At 43.1% G+C, this 24,789-nt stretch carries 21 protein-coding genes; 19 read left to right on the top strand and 2 right to left on the bottom strand.

The genetic code is table 11. The annotated features are described in order from the left end of the window. Positions 1-4 precede the first annotated feature (4 nt). The 16 genes from GY23_RS12145 to GY23_RS12070 all read left to right on the top strand — a co-directional run bounded on the left by GY23_RS12145 (position 5) and on the right by GY23_RS12070 (position 20,600). Complete coding sequence (locus GY23_RS12145; protein ID WP_075619486.1) at positions 5-622, top strand: anti-sigma factor family protein; 618 nt, start codon at positions 5-7, stop codon at positions 620-622. Between the two features lie 284 nt (positions 623-906). After that, on the top strand, positions 907-1,743 hold the full coding sequence (cdaA, locus tag GY23_RS12140; RefSeq protein ID WP_075619485.1) for a diadenylate cyclase CdaA: 837 nt from the start codon (positions 907-909) through the stop codon (positions 1,741-1,743). Next, positions 1,736-3,031: a CdaR family protein gene (locus GY23_RS12135; RefSeq protein ID WP_075619484.1), complete on the top strand. Its 1,296-nt coding sequence runs from the start codon at positions 1,736-1,738 to the stop codon at positions 3,029-3,031. Before cdaA ends, GY23_RS12135 begins: the two co-directional genes overlap by 8 nt. A 28-nt stretch (positions 3,032-3,059) precedes the next feature. Next, positions 3,060-4,412: a phosphoglucosamine mutase gene (glmM, locus tag GY23_RS12130; RefSeq protein ID WP_075619483.1), complete on the top strand. Its 1,353-nt coding sequence runs from the start codon at positions 3,060-3,062 to the stop codon at positions 4,410-4,412. Positions 4,413-4,609: 197 nt separating this feature from the next. Then, positions 4,610-5,059, top strand: a complete 450-nt coding sequence (locus GY23_RS12125) for an Lrp/AsnC family transcriptional regulator (RefSeq protein WP_075619482.1) — start codon at positions 4,610-4,612, stop codon at positions 5,057-5,059. A gap of 329 nt (positions 5,060-5,388) precedes the next feature. Continuing rightward, positions 5,389-6,330 carry a nickel ABC transporter permease gene (nikB, locus tag GY23_RS12120; protein ID WP_075619481.1) on the top strand — a complete coding sequence of 314 codons (942 nt, stop codon included), beginning with the start codon at positions 5,389-5,391 and terminating at the stop codon, positions 6,328-6,330. Between the two features lie 16 nt (positions 6,331-6,346). Further along, positions 6,347-7,240 (top strand): ABC transporter permease, encoded by an 894-nt coding sequence (locus tag GY23_RS12115; protein ID WP_075619480.1) that lies wholly within the window; start codon positions 6,347-6,349, stop codon positions 7,238-7,240. Positions 7,241-7,274: 34 nt separating this feature from the next. Then, positions 7,275-8,822: an ABC transporter substrate-binding protein gene (locus GY23_RS12110; protein ID WP_075619479.1), complete on the top strand. Its 1,548-nt coding sequence runs from the start codon at positions 7,275-7,277 to the stop codon at positions 8,820-8,822. Between the two features lie 9 nt (positions 8,823-8,831). Further along, the gene (locus tag GY23_RS12105) at positions 8,832-9,839 is read left to right on the top strand and encodes an ABC transporter ATP-binding protein (RefSeq protein ID WP_075619478.1); all 1,008 of its coding nucleotides are present in this window, start codon (positions 8,832-8,834) and stop codon (positions 9,837-9,839) included. Continuing rightward, positions 9,814-10,815 (top strand): ABC transporter ATP-binding protein, encoded by a 1,002-nt coding sequence (locus tag GY23_RS12100; protein WP_075619477.1) that lies wholly within the window; start codon positions 9,814-9,816, stop codon positions 10,813-10,815. The genes GY23_RS12105 and GY23_RS12100 overlap by 26 nt, the downstream gene beginning before the upstream one ends. Before the next feature lie 39 nt (positions 10,816-10,854). Continuing rightward, positions 10,855-12,459, top strand: a complete 1,605-nt coding sequence (locus tag GY23_RS12095; protein WP_075619476.1) for a gamma-glutamyltransferase family protein — start codon at positions 10,855-10,857, stop codon at positions 12,457-12,459. Next, entirely contained in the window at positions 12,453-13,049 is a 597-nt protein-coding gene (locus GY23_RS12090) for a chromate transporter (RefSeq protein WP_075619475.1), read from the top strand. Before GY23_RS12095 ends, GY23_RS12090 begins: the two co-directional genes overlap by 7 nt. After that, the gene (locus GY23_RS12085; RefSeq protein WP_075619474.1) at positions 13,046-13,579 is read left to right on the top strand and encodes a chromate transporter; all 534 of its coding nucleotides are present in this window, start codon (positions 13,046-13,048) and stop codon (positions 13,577-13,579) included. The genes GY23_RS12090 and GY23_RS12085 overlap by 4 nt, the downstream gene beginning before the upstream one ends. 454 nt (positions 13,580-14,033) lie before the next feature. Beyond that, positions 14,034-15,836, top strand: coding sequence for a glutamine--fructose-6-phosphate transaminase (isomerizing) (gene glmS / locus GY23_RS12080; protein WP_075619473.1), 1,803 nt, complete (start codon positions 14,034-14,036; stop codon positions 15,834-15,836). Positions 15,837-16,353: 517 nt separating this feature from the next. Further along, on the top strand, positions 16,354-18,867 hold the full coding sequence (locus GY23_RS12075) for a beta-glucosidase family protein (RefSeq protein WP_075619472.1): 2,514 nt from the start codon (positions 16,354-16,356) through the stop codon (positions 18,865-18,867). A gap of 209 nt (positions 18,868-19,076) precedes the next feature. Continuing rightward, a complete protein-coding gene (locus GY23_RS12070; RefSeq protein ID WP_075619471.1) occupies positions 19,077-20,600 on the top strand; it encodes a right-handed parallel beta-helix repeat-containing protein in 1,524 nt (507 codons plus the stop codon). Between the two features lie 443 nt (positions 20,601-21,043). On the opposite strand, the gene GY23_RS12065 is transcribed toward GY23_RS12070, so the two are convergent. Further along, positions 21,044-21,559, bottom strand: a complete 516-nt coding sequence (locus GY23_RS12065) for a methylated-DNA--[protein]-cysteine S-methyltransferase (protein ID WP_075619470.1) — start codon at positions 21,557-21,559, stop codon at positions 21,044-21,046. Beyond that, positions 21,540-22,133 (bottom strand): bifunctional transcriptional activator/DNA repair enzyme AdaA, encoded by a 594-nt coding sequence (locus GY23_RS12060; protein ID WP_075619469.1) that lies wholly within the window; start codon positions 22,131-22,133, stop codon positions 21,540-21,542. Before GY23_RS12060 ends, GY23_RS12065 begins: the two co-directional genes overlap by 20 nt. A gap of 145 nt (positions 22,134-22,278) precedes the next feature. Here GY23_RS12060 and GY23_RS12055 point away from each other — a divergent pair, with 145 nt between their 5' ends. From GY23_RS12055 to GY23_RS12045, 3 genes are all read left to right on the top strand, one after another. After that, positions 22,279-23,190, top strand: a complete 912-nt coding sequence (locus GY23_RS12055) for a DNA-3-methyladenine glycosylase family protein (RefSeq protein ID WP_075619468.1) — start codon at positions 22,279-22,281, stop codon at positions 23,188-23,190. Between the two features lie 217 nt (positions 23,191-23,407). Then, positions 23,408-23,740 (top strand): winged helix-turn-helix transcriptional regulator, encoded by a 333-nt coding sequence (locus GY23_RS12050; protein ID WP_075619509.1) that lies wholly within the window; start codon positions 23,408-23,410, stop codon positions 23,738-23,740. A gap of 19 nt (positions 23,741-23,759) precedes the next feature. Continuing rightward, positions 23,760-24,686, top strand: coding sequence for a DsbA family protein (locus tag GY23_RS12045; protein WP_075619467.1), 927 nt, complete (start codon positions 23,760-23,762; stop codon positions 24,684-24,686). The last annotated feature ends 103 nt before the right edge of the window (positions 24,687-24,789 follow it).

The raw sequence follows: 24,789 nt of genomic DNA, 5'->3' as shown, positions 1-24,789 counted from the left end.
CACGATGAACATGTGCCCAGATCATATCGTTCACTATATGCACGAATATTTAGATGGCGATATTAACCAAGAACACGAGTTGGAACTTAAAGCACATTTGTCTAGTTGTATGACTTGTCAACAACATATGCATGAGTTAAGCAAAATAGCGGCATTCGTTCAAAGTGCTTCACATATTGCTGCACCGAGTGGTTTTGTAGAAGGCGTCACATCACGCTTGCCAAAAGAAACATCACGGGTTGGGATGAAACGCTGGTTTCATAATCACCCAATGTTAACGGCGGCAGCACTGTTTATGATTTTAATGAGTGCTTCACTTTTCTCAAATTTTAACGATGATCAACAGTTCTCATTTACAAAGCAACCGAATATCGTGGTTGAGGGTGAGAAAGTAATCGTCCCTGCTGGCGAGACGGTGAAAGGGGATATCGTAGTAACAAATGGCGATATTCAAATCGATGGGGAAGTTGATGGAAATGTTACCGTTATTAATGGTACGCAATATATGGCATCAACAGCAAATGTTACTGGTGAAATAGAGGAAATTAATGAAGTATTCGATTGGCTATGGTACAAAATGAAAGCTAGCACGAAAGACGTTGCTTCATTCTTTGATGATTGAGGTACGAAGGCTAAGGTCGCGACATCGTGGTGCTCCTGCGGTTACTCGTCGCAAAATGCAGAACTAAGAAATTTCGCAACGCCTTCATGACCCACAACTGTGTGCCCAATTAAGCCTGCCCAAAGTGGGTGGGCTTTTGCTTTGACTAGGTCTTAGTTACAGGTTCACACTCAATTAACTTGGGCGTGGCACGAGCAAAGCTAATTATCGCTTTTCTTTGAAAACTGGAACTTTATGTTATACTAAATCCATATGAATATGTAAGGAAAAGTGGGGGATGCCACATGCCGTTTATTGACCAATTTACAGACTTGACGCCGGTAAACGTGGTCGTTAATATACTTGATGTGTTACTCGTGTGGTTTGTGATTTATAAGATTATTACTTTGATAAAAGGGACGAAAGCTGTCCAATTATTAAAAGGGATCTTTGTAATTATTATTGCTCGGATATTAACAGTATTTTTTGGACTAAATACGCTTAGTTGGATGATGGATGAAGTCCTCACATGGGGTTTTATTGGAATCATCATTATTTTCCAGCCGGAAATCAGAAGAGCACTAGAGCAATTAGGTAGAGGTAAGCTCTTTGCCCGCACAAACCTTCAAGAAGCGGAAGAGCAAAATCGCTTAATTGAAGCGATGACAAAATCTGTTAGTTATATGGCGAAACGTCGAATAGGCGCGTTGATATCTATTGAAAGAGAAACGGGCTTAAATGATTATATTGAAACAGGGATACCTCTAAATTCGGTTGTCACTTCGGAATTATTAATTAATATTTTTATACCAAATACTCCACTTCATGATGGAGCGGTCATTATGCACAAAAATCTGATTGCAGCAGCGGCTTGTTATTTGCCTTTGTCAGAAAGCCCGTTCATTTCAAAAGAGCTTGGCACAAGGCATCGAGCTGCAATTGGGATCAGCGAGGTAACAGATGCCATTACAATCATTGTATCCGAAGAAACAGGAGCAGTGAGTTTAACTTCTAACGGCGATCTTCACCGAAATCTATCCATGGAAGAGTTTGAAACACGTTTACGTAAAGTGTGGTTCGGACCTGAACCCGAGGTGGAAAATAGCTCGAAGTGGCCATGGAGGGGGAAAAAGAATGGATAAACTGATGGATAATCCATGGTTTCTTCGTATTACGGCACTTCTACTAGCCGTACTTTTGTTCTTTACCGTTCAGTCCGAAATGGAATCAACGAAGAATGTGGAAAGCACCGATATTACGGATGTTATTCAAGAAATTCCCGTGGAAGTCTATTACGATGACGATAATTTAATTGTAACTGGTGTGCCTCAAACAGTTGATATGAAAATTTCCGGACCGCGTGCAATTTTAATGAGAACGAAAGCACTACAAGATTTTACTGTGTTTGTGGATTTACGTGACACAACAATTGGTGAACATATTGTTAGGATTCAAACTGAAAATGTTTCTGATAAGTTGCAAGTGGAGCTCGATACAACTAATATTACGGTGAATATCGAAGAACGAATCTCAATGGAATTTGATGTAGAACCAGAAATTAATGAGCGTCTCCTTAAGGAGAACTTTGTTATTAAAAACATGACGACTGATCCTAATCGTATTCGCGTAACGGGTCCAAAAAGTGTGATTGAAAACATTGAATTTGTAAAAGCAACGGTCAGTGCAGAACAAGGGCTTAATGAATCTTTTAGTCAAAAAGTCAATATTCGTGTCTTGGATCGTAATTTGGGTAAACTAGAAAATGTAATAATTGAACCAGAACATGTGAAAGTAACATTGGAAATTGAAGAATACAGCAAAGAAGTTCCGATTAAGGTACGACAAAAAGGGTCTCCAAAAGAAGGAGTCACCATTAATGATTTAACGCCAAATATCACGAAGGTCCGTTTATTCGGAAGCCGCAGTGTAATAGATGACTTAGAGGCGATTTTCATAGATGTCGATGTGAGTGCGCTTGATACCTCGGAAACAGTACCTATTAAAGTGCCCGTACCTAAAGGTGTTTCTCGTCTATCAGAGAAGGAAGTCAAAGTGAAAGTGGATGTGACATCAGCTCCTAAAGTAGACACGGAGAAAGAAGAATCGGCGCAAGTTAAACCAATAGAGAATGTGGAAGTGGATCAGGAAGTAACCTCACGTGAGTTTGCATTTATGAATGTAGAAGTACGAGGATTGAATGATACAGATACCTACACGTTCACTCAACCAGAAAGTGGACAACTCACCTTGACCATTCAAGGTGAAGATGTATTGATCAACAGATTGAGTGCTACGGACTTTCACGTTTTTGTGGATGCTAGTAATGTAGAAACTGGTGAGAACCAATTGCATGTCACTGTAGAAGGTCCAGAAAACGTGACGTGGACGGTATCTATACCATCTGTAAATCTAGAAATACAACGAGCTTAAGTTTGGATTTGAAGGAGAGAGCAAATAAATGGGTAAATATTTCGGAACTGATGGTGTAAGAGGAGTAGCCAATAGTGAACTTACTCCAGAATTAGCATTTAAATTGGGACGTATCGGTGGATATGTATTAACTAAAGAATCAAGTGCACGACCAAAAGTATTAATCGGTCGTGATACACGTATTTCTGGTCATATGTTAGAAGGTGCACTTGTAGCAGGCCTCTTATCGGTAGGAGCAGAAGTAATGCGTTTAGGTGTGATTAGTACACCTGGGGTTTCTTATTTAACACGCGTAATGAGTGCTGAAGCGGGGGTTATGATTTCTGCTTCTCATAATCCAGTGGCAGACAACGGAATCAAGTTCTTTGGTTCTGATGGATTTAAATTAACAGATGAGCAAGAGGCGGAAATAGAAGCACTCATAGACGCAGAGACAGATGAACTTCCACGTCCAGTAGGCAGGAAATTAGGAAGTGTGACTGATTATTTTGAAGGTGGACAAAAATATATTAGTTACTTGAAACAAACAGTGGATGAAGAATTTGTTGGAATTCATGTTGCATTAGACTGTGCACATGGGGCGACGTCTTCTTTAGCAACTCATGTATTTGCTGATTTAGATGCAGATCTTTCAACAATGGGTGCATCACCAAATGGCTTGAATATTAACGAAAACGTAGGATCAACTCATCCTGAAGTACTAGCTAAGTTTGTCCTAGATAAAGGGGCAGACGTAGGGCTGGCTTTCGATGGTGATGGAGATCGTTTAATAGCAGTAGACGAAAAAGGGCAAATTGTTGATGGCGATCAAATTATGTACATTTGTGCGAAACATTTACACGGAGAAGATCGTTTGAACCAACATACAGTCGTGTCAACAGTAATGAGTAACATGGGCTTCTATAAAGCACTTGAATCACATGGCATGAAGAGTGTTCAAACCGCTGTAGGAGATCGTTATGTAGTCGAAGAAATGAAAAAGAATGGCTACAATCTTGGTGGAGAACAATCTGGACACATCGTGTTCTTGGATTACAATACAACTGGAGATGGCTTATTAACCGGTCTGCAACTTGTGAATATCATGAAAATAACAGGTAAAAAATTATCGGAGCTTGCAGCAGAAATGACCATTTTCCCACAAAAACTTGTGAATGTGCGAGTAACGGATAAGCATGGTGTAACTGATAATGCGAAAGTAGCTGCAGTTATTGATGAAGTGGAAGCTGACATGGCTGGTAATGGCCGTGTACTTGTACGTCCTTCTGGTACAGAGCCATTAGTGCGTGTGATGGTTGAAGCATCAACGAAAGAAGATTGTGAACGTTATGTTGAGCGAATCGCAGAAGTGGTACGTGCTGAAATGGGCTTAACAGAATAATTTGTAGATGACCAGCTTCTTTGGAGGCTGGTTTTTTTATTCCGTGGGAAATAATTGAGTCTTCAAATTGATACTATCAAAATGTTAGATCAACACAGTAATTCCAAACAGGTTGTAATGTATTACATGATTTAACTTCCCAAATGAAATGAATTTCCGTATAATATCTAAAAGGTGATAAAGAGAGGTGGGTGTATATGCGATTAGATGAAACAGATAAACGTATTCTTGAATTATTAACTGCCAATGGTCGTTTGTCGTATGTAGATATTGGGAAAGAATTAAATTTATCAAGAGTTGCAGTAAGAGAGCGTGTGCACCAACTACAAGAAGAGGGTGTTATCGAACGTTTTACGGTCGTAATTAATTCTGAAAAGGTTGGAAAGGGAGTATCTGGATTCTTTGAAGTGGATTGTGAACCGTCTTCTCTAGTGGAAGTCGCTGAAACGTTAGCTGATAATCCTAGCGTAGCGAGTTGTTACCAAATGACAGGTCCCTCAACCTTACATATGCATGTTTTAGTTGATGATTTTTCTAGTTTAGAGAAGTTCATTAATGAAGAACTATATGCATTGGATGGTATTACACGAGTGGCTAGCCATATTTTATTGAGACGCTTTAAGAGTCGAAGTGGCTTGAAACTATAAAAACCTAATAACCCCTAACATTCCAGAGTGAATGTTAGGGGTATTTTTGTGGAAATATTTCTGCTAACGAAATGTATGAAAACGATTTCAAAAATTATTGTATCTTTTGTATCGTTTTGTTTCTATTCCTCCTTTTTTTATTCCGAAATGTAATGATAAATTGTCCATGTAAAACCTAATAGGTCTAATAAATCGAAAAAATATAATTTATTTGAATATTCGTATAGATTTTTAATTTTTCTTGATATATAATCACAACTAATATATAAATACTTTTGTTAATTAAAATCATCTTATCGATTAACAAATGTAAGAAAGTGGGGGAGCAAATGATAGCTTTGATTGTCCGAAGAGCAATACAACTTGTCTTTTTATTACTAGGTATTTCATTTCTTGTATTTTCATCCATGTTCATAGCACCTGGAGATCCAGCCACAATGGTTGGTGGACCTACTGCAACGGAATCTGACTTAGTAGCCATTAGAGACAATCTTGGTCTAAATGATCCATTTCTTGTTCAATATGGTCGATACCTTGGAAATGCAGTGCAAGGCGACTTTGGTTATTCCTATCAATCTAAACAATCGGTTTCGGAGGCTATTGCCGTACGTTTCCCGAATACATTAAAACTCGCCATTGCTAGTATGATTGTGGCAATTATTATAGGAATCATTGCAGGTTTAATCTCAGCCTTAAAACATAATTCTTGGTTGGATGTAACATCAACAACCGTTGCACTGGCGGGGATATCTATTCCTAACTTTTGGTTAGGTGCCATCCTCATATTGGTCTTTTCCGTTAACTTACAGTGGCTTCCAGTTGCGGGTCTGTCGGATCCCTTTTATACATGGGAAGGAATAAAACAGTTGATTCTTCCGGCTATTACATTAGGAACAGGTTCGGCGGCGATGATTGCTCGCATGACCAGGTCATCCATTCTTGAAGTGGTAAAAGCAGATTATGTTCGAACTGCCCGTGCTAAAGGGGTGAAAGAAAAAAACGTAATCTGGATTCACACTTTAAAAAACGCAATGATTCCTGTTATTACGGTTATTGGACTTAATTTCGGTGCATTACTCGGAGGTACGATTATTACTGAAAAAGTTTTTGCAATTAATGGAGTAGGGCGACTCATGATCGATGCAATTGCAATGAGAGACTTCCCGATGGTTCAGGCATCTGTACTACTAGTGGCTACGCTATTTGTAGTCGTAAACCTAATTGTGGATATCGTGTATACAATGATTGATCCAAGAATTAACTATAGCTGATGGAAGGAGGCAACTCATGACGAACGCGGTACTGATAGATGTACAGGCCCCTGTACGTAAGAAAAAAGAAAAGGTGTATATCACAACGATAAAAAGACTTTTGAAAAACAAGTTGGCGGTAGTAGGAATCATCATTATTCTTTTGCAAATCGGAATGGCGATTTTTGCACCAGCAATAGCCAATTACGATCCAGCAAAACAAAGTCTAGTCGAAAGTGAACTTCCTATGTTTTCCGATGGCCATTGGTTAGGTACTGATAATTATGGTCGGGATGTATGGTCACGTATCGTGCATGGAGCGAGAATTTCCTTGTTAGTAGGCTTCACTGCTGTTTCTCTAGGACTTATTGGTGGAATCACACTTGGCTTGTTGGGTGGCTACTACAAAAAACTGGATGGAATCATTATGAGAATTGTGGATTTGCTATTCTCATTCCCCGGGATTTTACTAGCCATGCTAATTATCGCCATTTTAGGAACAAGTCTTGTGAATGTAGCGATTGCTATCAGTATTTGGTCGATTCCAAGTTGTGCTCGTATTGTACGTGGCTCGGTTTTATCGATCAAGGAAAAGGAATATATCATGGCTTTGAAATCTCTCGGGGCATCTGATTTACGAATCATGCTTCGTCATATATTACCGAATGCCATGGCACCAATTATTGTCTTTGCAACAATGCGAATGGGTACGGCAATCCTATCCACCGCATCACTAAGCTATTTAGGATTGGGCGCACAACCACCGACACCGGAGTGGGGAGCGATGATCGCACAGGGCCAGGACTACATGTGGACATCTCCACATTTAACAATAGTCCCAGGTATCGTCATCATGTTGGTCGTATTTGCTTTTAACGTAGTGGGAGATGGACTACGAGATGCATTAGATCCGAATATGGATATTCAATAATAGAAAAAACACAAACAGACCAGGGGGAAAAACAATGAAGAAAACACTATGGGGTACAGTCTTACTAAGTGCAATGTTAGCATTAGGTGCATGTTCAGGCGAATCAGCATCAGCACCGAAAAATTCAGATGGATCAAAAAGTACAGGAAGCAATGAGACATTTACGTATGCATCCACTTCGGATGCAGTAGGATTATCACCAATCTTGATGAATGACGCCGTATCTGCAAATGTCACTGAACATGTATATGAACAATTATTTACACTCAACGGCGACACGAAAGAATTTGAACCGTTGCTTGCGGAATCTTATGAAAACCCAGATGAAAACACTTGGGTCATCAAATTAAAAGAAGGTATTAAATTCCACGATGGAACACCGTTCAATGCAGAAGCGGTAAAATACACATTCGATAAATTGCGTGACCCGGCGACTGCTGCACCACGTGCATCTTTATTGGAGCCAGTTGACGTAATCAATGTAATAGATGAAAACACAGTGGAAATCAAAACCAAATATCCATACGGTCCGTTTTTAGCCGCTTTATCACATACAAATGCGGCAATTGTTAGCCCGACTGCGGATAAAGCACAAGATTTAATGAAAGATCCAGTGGGAACTGGTCCATACAAATTCGTTAGCTGGACACCAGGAGATCAAGTTGAATTGGAAGCAAACGAAGAGTATTGGGATGGGGCACCTGAACTTAAGAAAATCGTGTTAAAAGTAGTACCTGAAATTTCAACTGCAATTTCCATGCTCCAAACAGGTGAAGTTCAATTCTTGGATAACTTGCCAACAGAACAAATTAAACGATTGGAATCAATGGATAACATCAATATTGAAAAGAAAGACGGTACTGCCGTTTATTACATGGCATTCAACCATTCACAAGAAAGAAACCAGGACGCAGAGTTCCGTGAAGCGGTAGCATCTGCAATGGACCGCGATGCATTTGTTTCGAAGTTAAACGGGCTTGGTGTAAGAAGTGACAGTGTCATCGGACCTCAAGTATTTGGATATGATGAATCTGCAAACAAAGCTGGTACTCCATTTGACATTGAAGCATCAAAAGCATTGGTTGAGAAAAATGGATACGGAGACAAACCGATTAAATTATTGACGGCAAATCGCGACAACTTCATCTTGATGGCTGAAATCGTGCAAGCTCAATTAACAGAAGCTGGATTTAAAGTTGAAATTGAATCAATGGAGTGGGCTACATTCCTGGATACAGCGCGTGCAGGTGATTATGATTTAACATTCTTGAGTTGGTCAAATGTAACGGCAGATGGATCTGAGTTATTATATCCGAACTTCCATAGCGATAACGTGGGTTCATCAAACCGTTCACAATATAGCAATCCGAAGTTTGACGAGCTAGTCGTTCAATCGCGTACAACGATTGACCAAGATGAGCGAAAAGAAATATTAAATGAGGCAAACTTCTTAATGATTGAAGAAAATGTCGTCATCCCGATGTACCACGGCATCGTGACAACTGCATTGGATAAAAATTACTCGGGTGTTCAAATTAACCCAACTGGTAAATGGTACTTGAAAAACGTTACTAGAAAGTAGGTAAACAACATGGAGACATTACTCGAAGTGAACAATTTAGTAACTGAATTCCGCACGGCAGACGGAAACGTCCAAGCTGTGCGGGATGTCTCCTTTTCCGTTGCGAAAGGAGAGACACTCTGTATCGTGGGCGAGTCCGGTTGCGGGAAAAGTATCACATCCCTCTCTGTCATAGGACTACTTCCGAGTAATGGCAGCATTACGAGTGGAGAAGTGAAGTATGAAGGGAAGCCAATTCATAACTTGCCATTCGAACAAATGAGAAAAATGCGTGGAACGAAGATATCGATGATTTTCCAGGAACCCATGACGGCGTTAAATCCTGTATTGACTGTTGGGTATCAATTACGTGAACCATTAATTCTTCATCATAAAATAAGCAAGAGTGCTGCAAATAAGCAAGGGATTGAATTGTTAAAACAAGTCGGCATCCCTTACCCGGAAAAAAGAATCAATCAATATCCACATGAACTCAGTGGGGGAATGAGACAACGCGTCATGATTGCCATCGCTTTGGCTTGTAGTCCTGGTTTGCTAATTGCGGATGAACCAACAACTGCTTTGGACGTGACAATTCAGGCACAGATTTTGGACTTGATCAATGAGTTGAAAGAAAAGCTAAACATGGGTGTCATGATGATTACGCATGATATGGGTGTGGTAGCTGAAGTAGCAGATCGAGTGATGGTTATGTATGCCGGGAAGAAAGTTGAAGAAGGTACAGTATCCGAAATATTCGAGAATCCAAAGCATCCATATACAATCGGCTTGTTGAATTCAGTTCCGAATGTCGATGACCCAGACTTTGAGTTGGAACCCATTCCAGGGTCGATGCCAAGTTTGACTGAACAAATCTCTGGTTGTCGGTTCAATCCGCGCTGTAAATTCGCAACGGATATATGCCGTGAAATCGCACCACCTGAATTCTCAACTAAAGAAGGGCATATAGTGAGTTGTTGGTTGCATGAAAAAGTAGAGGAGGAAGTTAAACATGGTCACCTTACCGCCCAAATCTGATCAAAAAATACTCCTCGAATTAAATGGTGTAAAAAAATACTTTCCTATTAAAGGTGGCATTTTAAAACGTGTTCAAGGACATGTGAAAGCCGTCGAAGACGTTTCACTACAATTATATGAAGGCGAGAGTCTAGGAGTAGTCGGTGAATCAGGCTGTGGAAAATCAACACTTGGTCGTGCCATCCTCGGTCTTGAAGAGTTAACTGAAGGAAAAGTCCGTTATAAGAATGAAGAAATACAAGACTTGAAACGCAAAGAGAAATTGAAGTTTGTCAAAGAAATGCAGATGATTTTCCAAGATCCATTTGCATCACTAAATCCACGCCAACGTATTGGGCACGCTCTAGAAGAAGTATTCACGATGCATACCAATATGTCTGCAAAGGAAAAACGTAAAAGTGTAATCGACTTGCTAGATGAAGTAGGATTGAAAGAAGAGCACTTTGAAAAATATCCTCACGAATTCAGTGGTGGTCAAAGACAACGGATTGGGATTGCCCGTGCGATTGCTTTGAATCCGTCTTTTATCATTTGTGATGAAGCGGTATCTGCACTCGATGTTTCTGTACAAGCACAAGTGTTGAAATTATTGAAATCATTGCAAGAAAAATACAAGCTATCCTATTTATTTATCTCACATGACTTGGGTGTTGTGCGTTATTTCTGCGACCGTGTGTTAGTGATGTATCTAGGCAATACCGTGGAGCTTGGAACTGTACAAGGATTATTTGCAAACCCAATCCATCCTTATACACAAGCACTTTTATCAGCAATTCCGAGACCAACCGTTCAAAAGAATTTGAAGCGAATCCGGTTGCAAGGTGATTTACCAAACCCAGCTAACCCTCCAAGTGGTTGTCCATTCCACACACGTTGCCCGATTGCGCAAGATATGTGTAAAGTTGATAAACCGGCTTGGCAAGAAATTGAACCAGGGCACTTTGCAGCTTGTCATTTTGCGGGTACTAAGATTTAAATATTTACAAGGAAACAAATGAATTAGAGGGGGATCATCATGGATTACTTACACCACCCATTTGCAGCAAAACGCCATACCGTCTTTGCGAAGAAAGGCATGGTCGCGACATCGCAACCACTAGCAGCACAAGCAGGTCTCGAAATCTTGCAAAAAGGTGGAAATGCGATTGATGCTGCAATCGCGACAGCGGCTGCATTAACAGTTGTAGAGCCTACATCAAACGGAATAGGTGGCGATGCGTTCGCACTTGTATGGACAAAGGATAAGCTTCATGGTCTGAATGCTTCAGGTCCAGCACCACAGTCCATATCTGCTGAAGCCATTCGTGCAAAAGGACATGAAAAAATGCCGGTATTCGGTGTAATTCCTGTCACTGTTCCAGGGGTTCCAGCTGCATGGGCAGAGCTATCGGAAAAATTCGGGAAGCTTCCATTAAAAGACGTACTCGTTCCTGCAATTCGCTATGCAGAAGAAGGCTATCCATTATCACCGATTCTTGGGAAGTACTGGAAAGCTGCTTATAAAAAGTATAAAGAAACCTTCACATCTGAAGAATTCGCTGCTTGGTTCGAAACTTTTGCTCCTGATGGCCGTGCTCCTGAAATCGGGGAGGTATGGTCTTCACCTGGTCATGCGAAAACATTGCGAGCGATCGCTGAAACGAATGCACGTGATTTCTACGAAGGTGAAATTGCCGACAAGATCGATGCGTTCTTCAAAAAGCATGACGGTTACTTAACGAAAGAAGATTTATCTACATATAAACCGCAATGGGTTGAACCTGTGTCCTCAAATTATCGTGGATACGATGCGTGGGAGATCCCACCGAACGGCCAAGGCATGGTCGCGCTAATGGCGTTGAATGTCTTCAAGAAACTGGACCCACCAGCTTGGCAAAGTGCGGAAACCTTCCATCAGCAAATTGAAGCGATGAAACTGGCATTCACGGATGGTCAGGCATTTATCACAGAACCAGAAATGATGCCAGTCAGTGTGGAACATTTACTGTCTGAAGAATATGCAGAAAAGCGAGCGGCTGTCATTAGTGATACGGCTAGCAACCCTGAACCATATGAACTTCCTAAAGGAGGAACGGTTTACCTGGCTGCAGCGGATGACGAAGGAAACATGATTTCGTATATCCAAAGTAACTACATGGGCTTTGGCTCTGGCATTGTGGTGCCCGGTACGGGAATTGGCTTACAAAACCGTGGACATGACTTCTCTCTTGATGAATCACATCCAAACGTATTAAAAGGTGGCAAACGTACGTATCACACCATTATCCCAGGATTCTTGACGAAGGACGGCAAAGCAGTAGGACCATTTGGCGTGATGGGTGGTTACATGCAACCTCAAGGGCATTTCCAAGTTGTCACTAATACCATTGACTACTTATTGAATCCTCAAGCGACGCTTGATATGCCGCGTTGGCAGTGGATAAAAGGAAAAACGGTTCACGTTGAGCCGGAATTCCCGAATTATTTAGTTCAGAGTTTAGTTAGAAAAGGCCACGATATCCATGTAACGACGGATGGTGGAAGTTTTGGACGTGGGCAAATCATCTGGAGAAATCCAGAAACAGGTGTATTGCAAGGCGGGACGGAATCCCGAACTGACGGAGCAATCGCAGCTTGGTAGAACAAGTGACATCGAAGAACACTTCCGAACGTCCAGGACGTGCTCTTCAACGCGATATTAGTTTGGCTTTCTTTCGAATTGGCATGTTAGGTTTTGGGGGAGGACCTTCCTCGATTCCTTTAGTCCACTCAGAAGTAGTGAAAAAATATAAGTGGATGAATGACGACGAATTTGGGGATATACTCGCACTTGCCAATACTTTACCAGGTCCGATTGCCACGAAAATGGCAGGGTATATTGGGTACCGAGTAGCGGGCATATGGGGTTGTCTCAATGCAATTCTGTCATCAGTTATTCCAACAGTCGTAGGGATGATTATCTTCCTTGGATTGCTGCAAGCGTACAAAGATATCCCGTGGGTACAACATATGTCAGCATCTGTTGTCCCGGTTGTGGCTGTTATGCTTGGAGTAATGACTTGGGATTTCATCAAAAAATCCGGTGAAACACTTACCTGGAAAGTAGCCATATTAATAGTGGCATTAGCAGCTATATTAATAGAAGGTTTACATGTTCATCCTGCATTTGTTATCCTGGGTTGCATCGCTTTTGCCTTCTATCCATTACTGTTAAGGAGGAAAAAGGCATGATTTATTGGCACTTGTTTGTAGCCTTTTTTATTCCTAGTATATTAGGTTATGGAGGAGGCCCGGCCTCAATCCCTCTTGTGGAGCATGAAGTCGTAGGCAATTATGAATGGATGTCGACACAGGAATTTAGTGAAGTTGTCGCAATCGGTAATTCCTTGCCTGGTCCCATTGCCACGAAAATGGCAGGCTATATCGGTTATGCAGAAGGTGGGATAGTAGGAGCGGTCGTCGCATTGTTTGCAACGATAGCACCATCTTTATTATTGATGGTAGGCATGATGGCTGTCTTATTGAAATACAAAGATGAGCCAGAAGTGAAAAACTTAACGAAATTAATTCGCCCGGTGATCGCCGTATTACTTGGATTCATGACGATTCAGTTCGCACAGGAATCGGTAGAAGGCATTGGCATTGGTTACACGTTGTTTTTAATAGTGGCAAGCTATGTTTTATTGGAAAAAGTAAAAATGCATCCAGCTTTTGTGATTGGCTTGGCATTGGTATTTGGTGCTGTTACAGGTTTGTTTTAGGGAGTCGCAGAAATGCGGCTCTTTTGTTTTGCGCAGAGAGAAGATTGGCATGATTCTTGAGCCAATCTATTTCACTGGAATACAATGGTTATATGTACTTGATTGACGTATACACGCGAATTAAGTATGATAAGGTGGTTGACGTGAATTGTAAGTCATTGACAACTGACTACGTCACGCGCAAAAAAGGAGTGAGCAAAGCGCGTTAAAAAATCGGAAAACAATGATAGCGCCTGAGCTGAAGAAATCGAACGGAAATGGATCTTCAGCAGACGAGGTGGAGGAGTATCGAACATTCGGCGGATACCTCCCGGCCACGATGCCTGGTCGTTATTCTTTTTCTTAAACCGTAGAAGTGATTTTACGACTAAAAGGAAAAAGAGGGCACATAAATAACTTCTGCAAACAATGCAGGACGTTTATTTCATTTGAATTTATTGGAGGATTTTAAATTATGTGTGGAATTGTAGGATACATCGGAGATTTAGACTCGAAGGAAATATTATTAAAAGGCTTAGAAAAATTGGAATACCGCGGATATGACTCAGCGGGGATTGCTGTACGCAATGAAGATGGCGTAACAGTATTCAAAGAAAAAGGACGTATTGCTGATTTACGCCTAGCAGTTGAAGATGACGTAACGGCAAAAACAGGGATTGGTCACACACGTTGGGCAACTCACGGAGTTCCAAACCAATTAAATGCACATCCTCATCAGAGTGCATCAGGTCGTTATACACTTGTTCACAACGGTGTTATTGAAAACTATCACTTACTGCAAAAAGAATATTTAGCAGACATTGAAATGAAATCAGATACAGATACAGAAGTAATTGTGCAACTTATCGAGAAGTTCTCGAAAGACGGCATGACAACAGCTGAAGCATTCCGTTATACACTTGAGTTATTACACGGATCATACGCGATTGCTTTGCTAGATGCAGAAGAAGCACAAACAATTTTTGTCGCAAAAAACAAAAGCCCACTACTAGTTGGCCTTGGTGATGACTTCAACGTAGTCGCTTCAGACGCGATGGCGATGCTTCAAGTGACAGACCAATACGTGGAACTTCACGATCTTGAAATGGTGATTGTGAAAAAAGAATCAGTTGAAATTCAAAAACTGGACGGTACAGTTGTAGAACGTGATTCATATACAGCTGAACTTGATATGAGCGATATTGAAAAAGGTACGTACCCTCATTACATGTTAAAAGAAATTGATGAGCAACCAGGTGTGATGCGAAAAATCATTCAAGCTTACCAAAATGAACAAGGTGAACTTGAAATTGATCAAGACATCATTACTGCTTTAAATGAAGCGGATCGTTTATATATTATTGCGGCAGGCACAAGTTACCACGCTGGTTTAGTTGGAAAAGAGTACTTTGAGAAGATTGCTGGCATTCCAGTGGAAGTGCATATTTCAAGTGAATTCGGCTATAACATGCCGTTATTGTCGAAAAAACCATTATTCTTGTTTATCACACAATCTGGTGAAACAGCGGATAGTCGACAAGTATTGGTGAAAATCAAAAAATTGGGTCACCCAACATTAACCCTAACAAATGCCAAAGGATCAACACTTTCTCGTGAAGCGGATCACACATTATTACTACATGCAGGTCCTGAAATCGCAGTTGCTTCTACAAAAGCATACACTGCTCAAATCGCGGTACTTGCAATCACTGCAGCGGTTGCAGCTGAAAAAGCGGGTCGCAAAGCAGATTTCGATATCGTACACGAAATGAGTATTGTGGCAAACGCGGTTCAATCTCTTGTTGATTCAAAAGAAAAAATGGAGCAAATCGCTACAGACTTCCTATCAACAACACGTAACGCATTCTTCATCGGTCGTAACCTAGATTTCTGTGTCAGCATGGAGGGAGCTCTTAAACTAAAAGAGATTTCATACATCCAAGCTGAAGGCTTCGCAGGTGGAGAATTGAAACACGGAACAATCGCGTTAATCGAAGAAGGAACACCAATCTTCGCATTGGCAACACAAAAAGCGGTTAGCCTAAACATTCGCGGAAACGTGAAAGAAGTAGTGGCACGTGGCGCAAACCCATGTATCATTGCAATGGAAGGCATGGAAGAAGAAGGCGATACACTTGTCTTACCAAATGTCCACCCATTATTAACGCCACTTGTCTCTGTTATTCCGCTACAATTAATCAGCTACTACGCATCTCTACACCGTGGCTGTGACGTGGATAAACCACGTAATTTGGCTAAGTCGGTTACTGTTGAATAAATGTAAATAGAGAAACCGATGCAGTTGTTCGCATACAACTCGGTCGTGACGCAAAAACTGGTTAGTTATACTAACCAGTTTTTTTGATTCTAAATGTTGGTTTGGAATAAAGATTGAATAAAACACAACTACAAATGCTGATTCTAAAAGAAAATTATAGCCCCTATGTTGAACAAAGCTTGTTCAACATAGGGGCTGTTTTTCATACTAGTAATAGGCTGTTTTTAATATCGGCATTCCTATTTCAGTATATTTAAAATAATAAGTATAATACTCATTAAAATTTATTTATTTTGATTGTTAATTTGGCAAATTATTGTTTGCTAAAGAGTTTGAATACCACTGACAGGACTTTAGCGTTACTAATCTCGTGTTTTTTGTGTCTGTTTTGTAATTAACCGGTCATACTAGCGTAATAGTTTTTCTCTATACTAATATATTTAGTAGGGAGAGATTAAGACGATAAAACTAATTATTTCAATGCTAATTGACAACTAGATAGTAGGGAGAGTGTACGATGAGAAAACGAATTAATTTAATTTTTTTGACAGCAATGATCTTCCTGTCTACGTTAGTAAATCCTGCTAATGCGATGAACAGAGAAACGGAAGGGACCGACCCCTGGATGAACACTCAGCTCTCTGCTGAGGAGCGCACCGAGCTGCTTCTCGATGAGATGAAGATGGAACAGAAAATCCAGCAAATCGCCATCTCACGCTTTAATGAGAACGACACTGGTGAGACGGTAGTCATCGACAAAAAAGGTAGTAGCAAGTACCAGAACGGCGAATTCGCGCCCGAGGGTACCTTGCCTGGGTGTGAGTGGCAGGACACTGGCCGGCAAATCCATGGGATTGAGGATCTGGGCATCCCCACAATCCGCATGACCAACGGTGGTACGGGCGTAAAGGGCGGATCGTGTGGCAATGACCCGGAGGCGACGGGACTACCGTCCACCCCGGCGATGGCCGCGACCTTCGACCGCGAGCTGAACTATGAGGCAGGCCGAATCCTTGGCGAAGAAACTCGTGCCTTCGCGCATCACGTGTTGCTCGGACCGGGCATGAACCTCGTGCGTCACCCGTACAATGGCCGGAACTATGAGTACTTCAGTGAGGACCCGTACTTGACGGGTATACTGGCGACTGAGCAAGTCAAAGGTATCCAGGACCAAGGCGTTCAGGCACAGCTTAAGCACTTGGCCGGCAACGAGCAAGAGACTGAGCGATGGACGATGGGTGTCCAAGTTCCCTCACAGGCCATGAACGAGCTGTACATGCTGCCTTTCGAGATGACCGTCAAGGATGCTGACCCAGCTTCAGTAATGTGTTCGTTCCCTGATGTTAACGGCACTTATGCTTGTGATAGCTCTGAATTGCTACAAGATGCCCTGCGCGACAACTGGGGCTTTGACGGTTATGTCATGAGTGACCGTCGCGCAATTCACGACACGGTTGCTGCCATCAAGGCTGGCATGAATGTCGAGCTAGACTGGGCACCACAGTACTACACTGAGGAGAAAATCCAGGATGCCCTTGATTCAGGTGAGGTAACCGAGGATGACCTAGACAATCTTCTTCGTCCGCGCTACATCAAGATGATTGAGTTTGGTCACATGGATGAGCCTTATGATGAGTTCCTGCCGGAAATTGTCGATCCAATTGCTAACGGTGCAAGCGCACGGAAGATGGCAGAGGAAGGGGCCGTGCTGTTAAAGAACGATAACGACTTCCTGCCACTGGACGACGAGCCGAAGTCGATCGCGCTGATCGGCGTTGAGTGGTTCGCTGGCGAGGCCAAGATGTCCCCGCGCTCCACTAAGGACACCAACGAGAACGTCGTGACTCCTTACACGGTCACTCCGCAGGAGGGCCTGGAAAACGTCATCGAGGAGCTGGGCTACGACACTGAAGTAACGTACAACGATGGCCGTGACCCGGAGGCTGCCGCTAAGCTGGCCGCTGAGTCCGATGTCGTGCTGCTCATGGTCGGCGACAATCCGCATGAGACTGTGGACCGCGATACCCTTGGCTTCCCGGCCATCGACCTTGACACGCGAGGTAATCACGTGGACTTGGTGGAGCAGGAACCGCTGATCGATGCGGTCTTGGAGGCAAACGCGGAGCACACCGCTGTGGTCCTGAAGACTTCCGGTACGGTGCTAATGCCGTGGCTGGATGAGGTACCTGCGGTGCTCGAGGCTTGGTTCCCAGGCATGGAGGATGGTAATGCCGTGGCCAACTTGCTCTATGGTAAAGTCAATCCTTCCGGCAAGCTGCCTATGACGTTCGGTGCGACCGAGCGTGAAGCTGCCTTCGCGACTGAGGAGCAGTTCCCTGGAACGCGTCAAGATACTGGCAAGCCAGGTGGCCCTGGCGCATACGGTGACGGTTCCGACCAGCTAATCGCTCAATACACTGAGGGTCTAGAGATGGGCTACCGCTGGTATGAAGCAAACGATGTGAAGCCAGTCTTCCCATTCGGGTACGGCTTATCGTACACGACTTTCGAGTATGACGATCTGAAGGTGAAGAAGGTCCGCGGTGAAAGCGATGGTCCAGGAAAGTGGAAGGGCAAAGGCAACAACAACAACGGCAATAACGGCTCGTTGTCAGGTATTGACGTGTCCTTCACTATCACGAATACTGGTGACGTTGCCGGTAAAGAAGCGGCACAGGTCTACTTGACTCTGCCGGATGAGGCGGGGCAGCCGACTAAGCGACTTGTCAACTTCGAGAAGGTTGACCTTGAGCCAGGTGAAAGCCAACAGGTGACTGTACGGATTAACCAGGTTGACTCCAACCACCCGTTTTCTTATTTCATTCCGGAAGAACCGGACAACCTAGCGAACTGGGCTGATGGCGAGTGGGCTACTGTTGATGGAAAATATCGCGTGCATGTCGGTGGTTCCTCGGCAGTCACTCCGTTGGAAAAAGACATTCCGTTGAACTTCAAACTCAACAAGGACAACAAAGGTAACAAAGGCAACAACAAAGGTAACAAAGGCAACAACAAAGGCAATAGCCAATGACTAAAGCAATGGCAAGGGGAACTCTAATCGGAAGGACCCTGGCCATGGGATGACATCGGCGATTCGGTACGGATTGTCGGGGCATCCCGAAGGTAGTGAGCCCGCGGGCTCGGCAAATCACGCCGAGACGACGGGCTCATCGCTTTTCTCGACGCCTTCATGGGCGACGAGAGGGACGAAAAGAGTCAAGGAAGGACGTGAGTAGTCTGATGAAGGAATCCGTTCAGAACAGAAGGCTATGTCCGGGGCATTCGTGGTGGGTGGCCCTTGGTCTGGTGGTCCTCTTAACCGCATGCACCGTCGAGGAATTCGACAGGCCGGTCGAGAGCGATGACGCCGTGGGACCCGCACCGTCCGAGCGTGGAGACTGGCAGGCCCCCGGCTTGGTGGACCGGTCCGGCGCGCCAATCGAGGTGCCAACGCCGGGTCCGGTCAAGGGCAGGACCCTGGACGTTACGCACTTTGGGGCAGATCCGAATCCAGACTCACACGACGACGCAGCAGCCATCCGGGCGGCCCTGGACGCGGCTGTACCGGGTGACGAGGTCGTGCTGCCAGCCGGCACGTATGACATGCGCTCCACTGACCCGGCCGACGAGTCGGCGAACATCGTGCTGCGCAGCGGCGTGGACTTGCGCGGCGAAGGCCAGGAGAGCACCATGTTGCTGACCTCCCTGGACGGCGAGGATGACAGCCGGGTAATCCGTGGCTCAGGCGTCCACGACGTCATCGTCGCTGACTTCACCATCAGCTCCCGTCATGAGGGACCACTCGGCGACGACCCCGACGACGGCGACGCAGGTGGCGGTCCAATGTACGGGATCTACCTCGGAGCCCACGAAGGGCAGGCCAGCTCCCAGGTCCTGGTGGAGAACCTGGGCATCCGCAGGTTCGAGCGCCACGGCATCTCCGTCAAGGCCAGCCGTGAAGTGACCCTCTCTGGAAACTACGTTAGTGAGGCAACTGCCGTCGGTCCCGGCGGACAGGGCTACGGTATCGCTATCGAGGGCTTAGCGGACCAGCACGACCCGGATGCCGCCAACGATTCCCGGCACAACGTCGTCATCGGCAATACCTTCGATGGCAGACATCTGCGGCATGCCATTCTGCTGCAGTTTCCCACGCACAACAATCTTGTGGCGGAGAACACGATCGTCGGCAGCCACCTCGACGCCATCGACCTGCACGGAGAGGGTGAATACCTGAACGAGGTACGGGACAACTCGGTCATCGGCGGGCAACGGGCAGGCATCGCGCTGGGCAATTCCGGCGGGTCCAAGAACAAGCACGACGCCTCAGGACCTGGAAACTGGGTGCACTCCAACTCATTGACAGGTAACCGTCAGGGAGTCCTCGTCATCCTGGGAACTCCTGACACCCTCATCGAGGACAACAGGATCACCACCGGGGAGGATTCGGTGGTCGGCATTGAGGTCCGCAATGCGCCGGGCACGGAGTTGCATGGTAACCACATCACTGGAGGGACGGACGGGTTCTGGGCAATCAGGCTCAGTGAGGACCGCGGTACTGACGGACGGGGCACTGGATTACCCTCAGGTATCAGGATCGAGTGCAACGTCATTCGACAGGCTGCCAACGGCATCAGGATCGATGCAGGGGAGGACCTCAGCATGGTGGGGAACTTCGTCGACGGCATCGACGGAGACGAGCTGAGGGTGGCCGACGGAATCGAGGTGAGCCAGTCTGCCAAGCGGTCCAGCTGTATTTGGTAATCAAACGAATTTTGTTTATATGATTCAAGCATTTAATGCAGAAGCGGAGTACCTTGAAAAAGACTTTGCTAAAGTAGTAGCCAGGTGCGATTATATTTGACGCAGCTATATATTTACGATGATATGTATATTCCAGAAAAGGGCAAGATTACGGAACATAACAAGTAGAAAATAATCATATTAAATGCTTGTTTTGATCAATTTTTTTCAAAACAAGCTTTTTTTTTTGTTCATTTATCAAGATTATTAGTATCAATTTGATCAAACTTTATTATAAAGCAACAACGATTCTCTTGTTTTTTCCTCCTTTCCCAGGCTTTAAATAAGGTTAGGAAGAAACACCCATATCTAATTCAACAATCCTACAAATATACCTGATGAATTTTAAAACAGATGTTAACTATCATTAATAAGAAGCAAGAGAACCGTCCCTATGCTTCTACTCACTTTTCTAGACCTAGAAGTTGTTCCTTCATCTCTAAACCACCCCTGTAACCAGTCAATTTTCCGCTTTTTGCGATGACACGATGACAAGGAATCGTAATTAATACAGGATTGGCTCCAATAGCAGTCCCGACTGCACGCACCGCGTTCGTTTTTTGAATCCGCTCGGCAATATCCGTGTACGAAACCGTCTGACCATACGGAATATCCCGCAACACCTTCCAGACAGATTGCTGAAACGTTGTACCATGAAGATCCATTGGCAATGTGAATTCTTTACGTCGTCCTTCCAAGTAATCAATTAATTCAACTGCATAAGGATTCAATACATGCCCATCCTCAGAAAGTACATAAGTAGGGAGACGTTTATTTACCCATGCGGCGAGTTCTTCAAATGGTGCATTTTGTGAACCGACATAACAAAGTCCTTCCGTTGTTGCTGCAATATAAATCGTCCATGTTCCGTTATTTAACAGCATCCAATACACGATACTTTCATTGTTTTTCTCCAATATTGTGCACCTCCATAATTGTTTTCTGATACTGTTTAGGTGTTTGTCCCGTATGATTTTTGAATAACGTAATGAAATAGGGCGTATTTGGAAGACCTACAGAAACACCGATTTCTGCGACAGATTTATTATTTGTGGAGAGTTCTTTCATCGCATTTGTAATTCTTACTCGTTGGATGTATTCGGCTGGAGTCAACCCAATAATTCTCTTAAATGTTCGTTGTAAATGATAAGGGCTTCCATGACACATGTCTGCTAATATTTCCAAAGACAATGGTTCATGATAATTAGAGTTTATATATTCTTGGATTTGGACTGTCCATTCTTCGTCTGGCAAACGTATGCAACCTGGCTTGCACCGTTTACAAGGACGAAAACCTTCGGATATTGCCTCATCCACATCGTTGAAAATACGGACGTTCTCTTTTTTAGGATCTCTCGATTTACAAGACGGTCGGCAACAGATACCCGTTGATATTACCGCGTAAATAAAACTATCATCATATGACTGGTCATTATGCGTAATCGCTTGCCATTGTTCATCAGTTAATCGCATGACATCTTGATTGTCATTCATGGAATCACCTCTCTTCTACTTGTAGTATACTCGCATTTTTTCATTGATAAGGGTTTATTGGATGTAAGAGCAAGATAACGAAATAGTTGATTACAGTAATATGGTACAACTATGTATATAGGTAACATGAAGGAGTGTTCGTGTAATGGTTGTTTATCATAGTGACGATTTAGTTATAAAAGTTCCAAAAGAATTCAGCTTTAAAGAGAATATTAGGTATATGCTACGGTCTTCAAATGAGTGCATGTTTGAAATCCGTGCTGATAAGATCGTGAAGGCAATTCCAGTTGAAAATGAAGTTTCATTGGTCGAAATAAGTGAAAGCACTGATGGAAACCTTGTGATTCGCTTTTTAGGAGACAACCGTCCCGTAAGCAAAAAGGTACGTGACGATGTGCAACAGTATGTGAGGGACTGGTTTGATTTGGATAATGATTTAAAGCCTTTTTATGAAATGGCTGAAAATGACTTGTTGCTCCAAAAAGCAATTGACGAATTTTATGGATTACGAAATATTGGGATTCCAGATTTATTTGAAGCCTTAGTGTGGGGAATTCTCGGACAGCAGATCAATTTGACATACGCTTATACATTAAAAAGGCGCTTGGTAGAAACATTCGGAAGATCAATTGAATGGGAGGGCCGTCAGTATTGGATTTTCCCAGAAGCAAAAGACATTGCCAATCTTACAATCGAAGACTTATCCCCGATCAAAATGACCGTGAAAAAATGTGAATATCTTATTGGAGTTGCCGGACTTATTGTCGAAGGGAGCCTTTCGAAATCACTTGTAATGGGGACTGGTGACTTTAATGAAGCAGAAAAAATGCTTGTCAAAATCCGCGGTATTGGTCCATGGACTGCAAACTATGTATTAATGCGTTGTTTACGATTCCCGAACGCATTCCCAATTGCTGATGTCGGGCTGCATAATGCGATTAAGCATGTAACGGGTGCGGAAGTGAAGCCCACGAAAGAAGAAATTTTGAAAATATCTGCTCCTTGGAAAGGCTTTGAATCCTATGCGACTTTTTATTTGTGGAGATTCTTGTATTGAAACTTCGCTGTTCGGATGAGCAGATGGGATTCCTTCCAAAGTGAAAGTCCAGGAATAATTGGAGGCTACCGGCGGTCAAAATTCTATGGTCGATGGGTAGCCTTTTTTACTATTCTCAGGATGTGTGATTGGTAATAGGTAATTTTAATATAATTATTATACTTGATATAATTTTTATACTTATATATACTTGAAATAATAGTTGGAGGTGGTACTTATTAAAGTATGTCCTTATTTAGAATCGTGCTTTGAAATCTTAGGAAGACGTTGGAATGGGCTCATTATTCATTATTTGTCGAATTGCCCTGAGTTTACTGCTCATTTTTCTCATATCAAGCGAGATTTAAATGAGATTACCCCCCGGTCGCTTTCGTTGAAATTGACCGAGCTTGCGGAGTATGACTTAGTCGTAAAAAAAGTAACAGAAGGAACGCCTGTTACAATCACGTATCATCTGACTGAAAAAGGGCAACTATTGGCAAATGCCCTACAACCAGTCCAGGAATGGGCACAAAAACATATCAATCTTGATGGCAGCAAAAACAATTAAAAAGTAAAGGGGAATTTAAATGGAAACGAAAAATAACATGATTTGCGATTTAGAAACTGGCATATGCGGACCGGGTGGGGACGACATGAATACAATGGAATTCATCGATTTGTCAACACCTAAAAAAGCGATTGAACTATACTATGTAACCGATCCAATCTGCTCGCATTGCTGGGCATTAGAACCGGTCCTACGAAAGTTTGTCAATCAATACGGGCAATATTTTAATATGAATACGCTTATGGGAGGATTACTTGAAAAATGGGACGACTTTGCAGACGTAAGCAACGGCATTTCCAGTCCCGCAGATGTTGCCGGCCATTGGAGAGAAGTTGGTGAACACTCACGCATGCCAATTGATGGAACCGTTTGGTACGATAATCCAATCGAATCGTCTTTCATCCCTTCTCGCGTATATAAGGTAATTCAAGAAAAAAATCGCGATCTAGCAAACACATTTTTACGTCGTGCACGAGAAGAACTATTTGCTTTTAATAAAAATATTGCACAAGATGAAATTTTAATCCATATTGTCAATGAAGTTGGACTTAACGGAGAAGAAATCGTGAATCAATCGAAGCTTCCAGAAGCAAATACTTTATTACAGGAAGACTTCCAACTTGTCCGTGAGTTAGGTGTTCGTGGATTCCCAACAATCGTCATGGTGAATGAAGAACAAAAAGGTGTTCGAATCGTTGGTGCACGAGCTTTGGAGGACTACACGAATGCACTTCAACAATTACTACCGGATGTAACGTTAAAGTCGAAACAGCTTTCCGATTTAGATCAATTACTTCAACAGGAAAAATTGTTATTCTCACGCGAAATTGAAGAATATTATTCAATTGAAAAAAATGAGGTAGTCGCATTTCTACAGAAACAGTTACCGCAAGATGCATACGAGGTTAATAGCATCCTTGGCGAAAAGTATATTCAAGTGAAATAATGTACACAGTCTAGGTTCACCGAGTCCTGCGTAACACCTGAATATCTAATAGGCAGGGATGCAGTATAATCTCTCCTACACGGGTAAAGTAATCGGGTTTTAG

It is taken from the genome of Paenisporosarcina indica, assembly GCF_001939075.1.
GTDB lineage: Bacteria > Bacillota > Bacilli > Bacillales_A > Planococcaceae > Paenisporosarcina > Paenisporosarcina indica.
The sequence above is the reverse complement of the archived record's forward strand: the minus strand, read 5'-3'. Positions and strand labels throughout refer to the sequence as shown.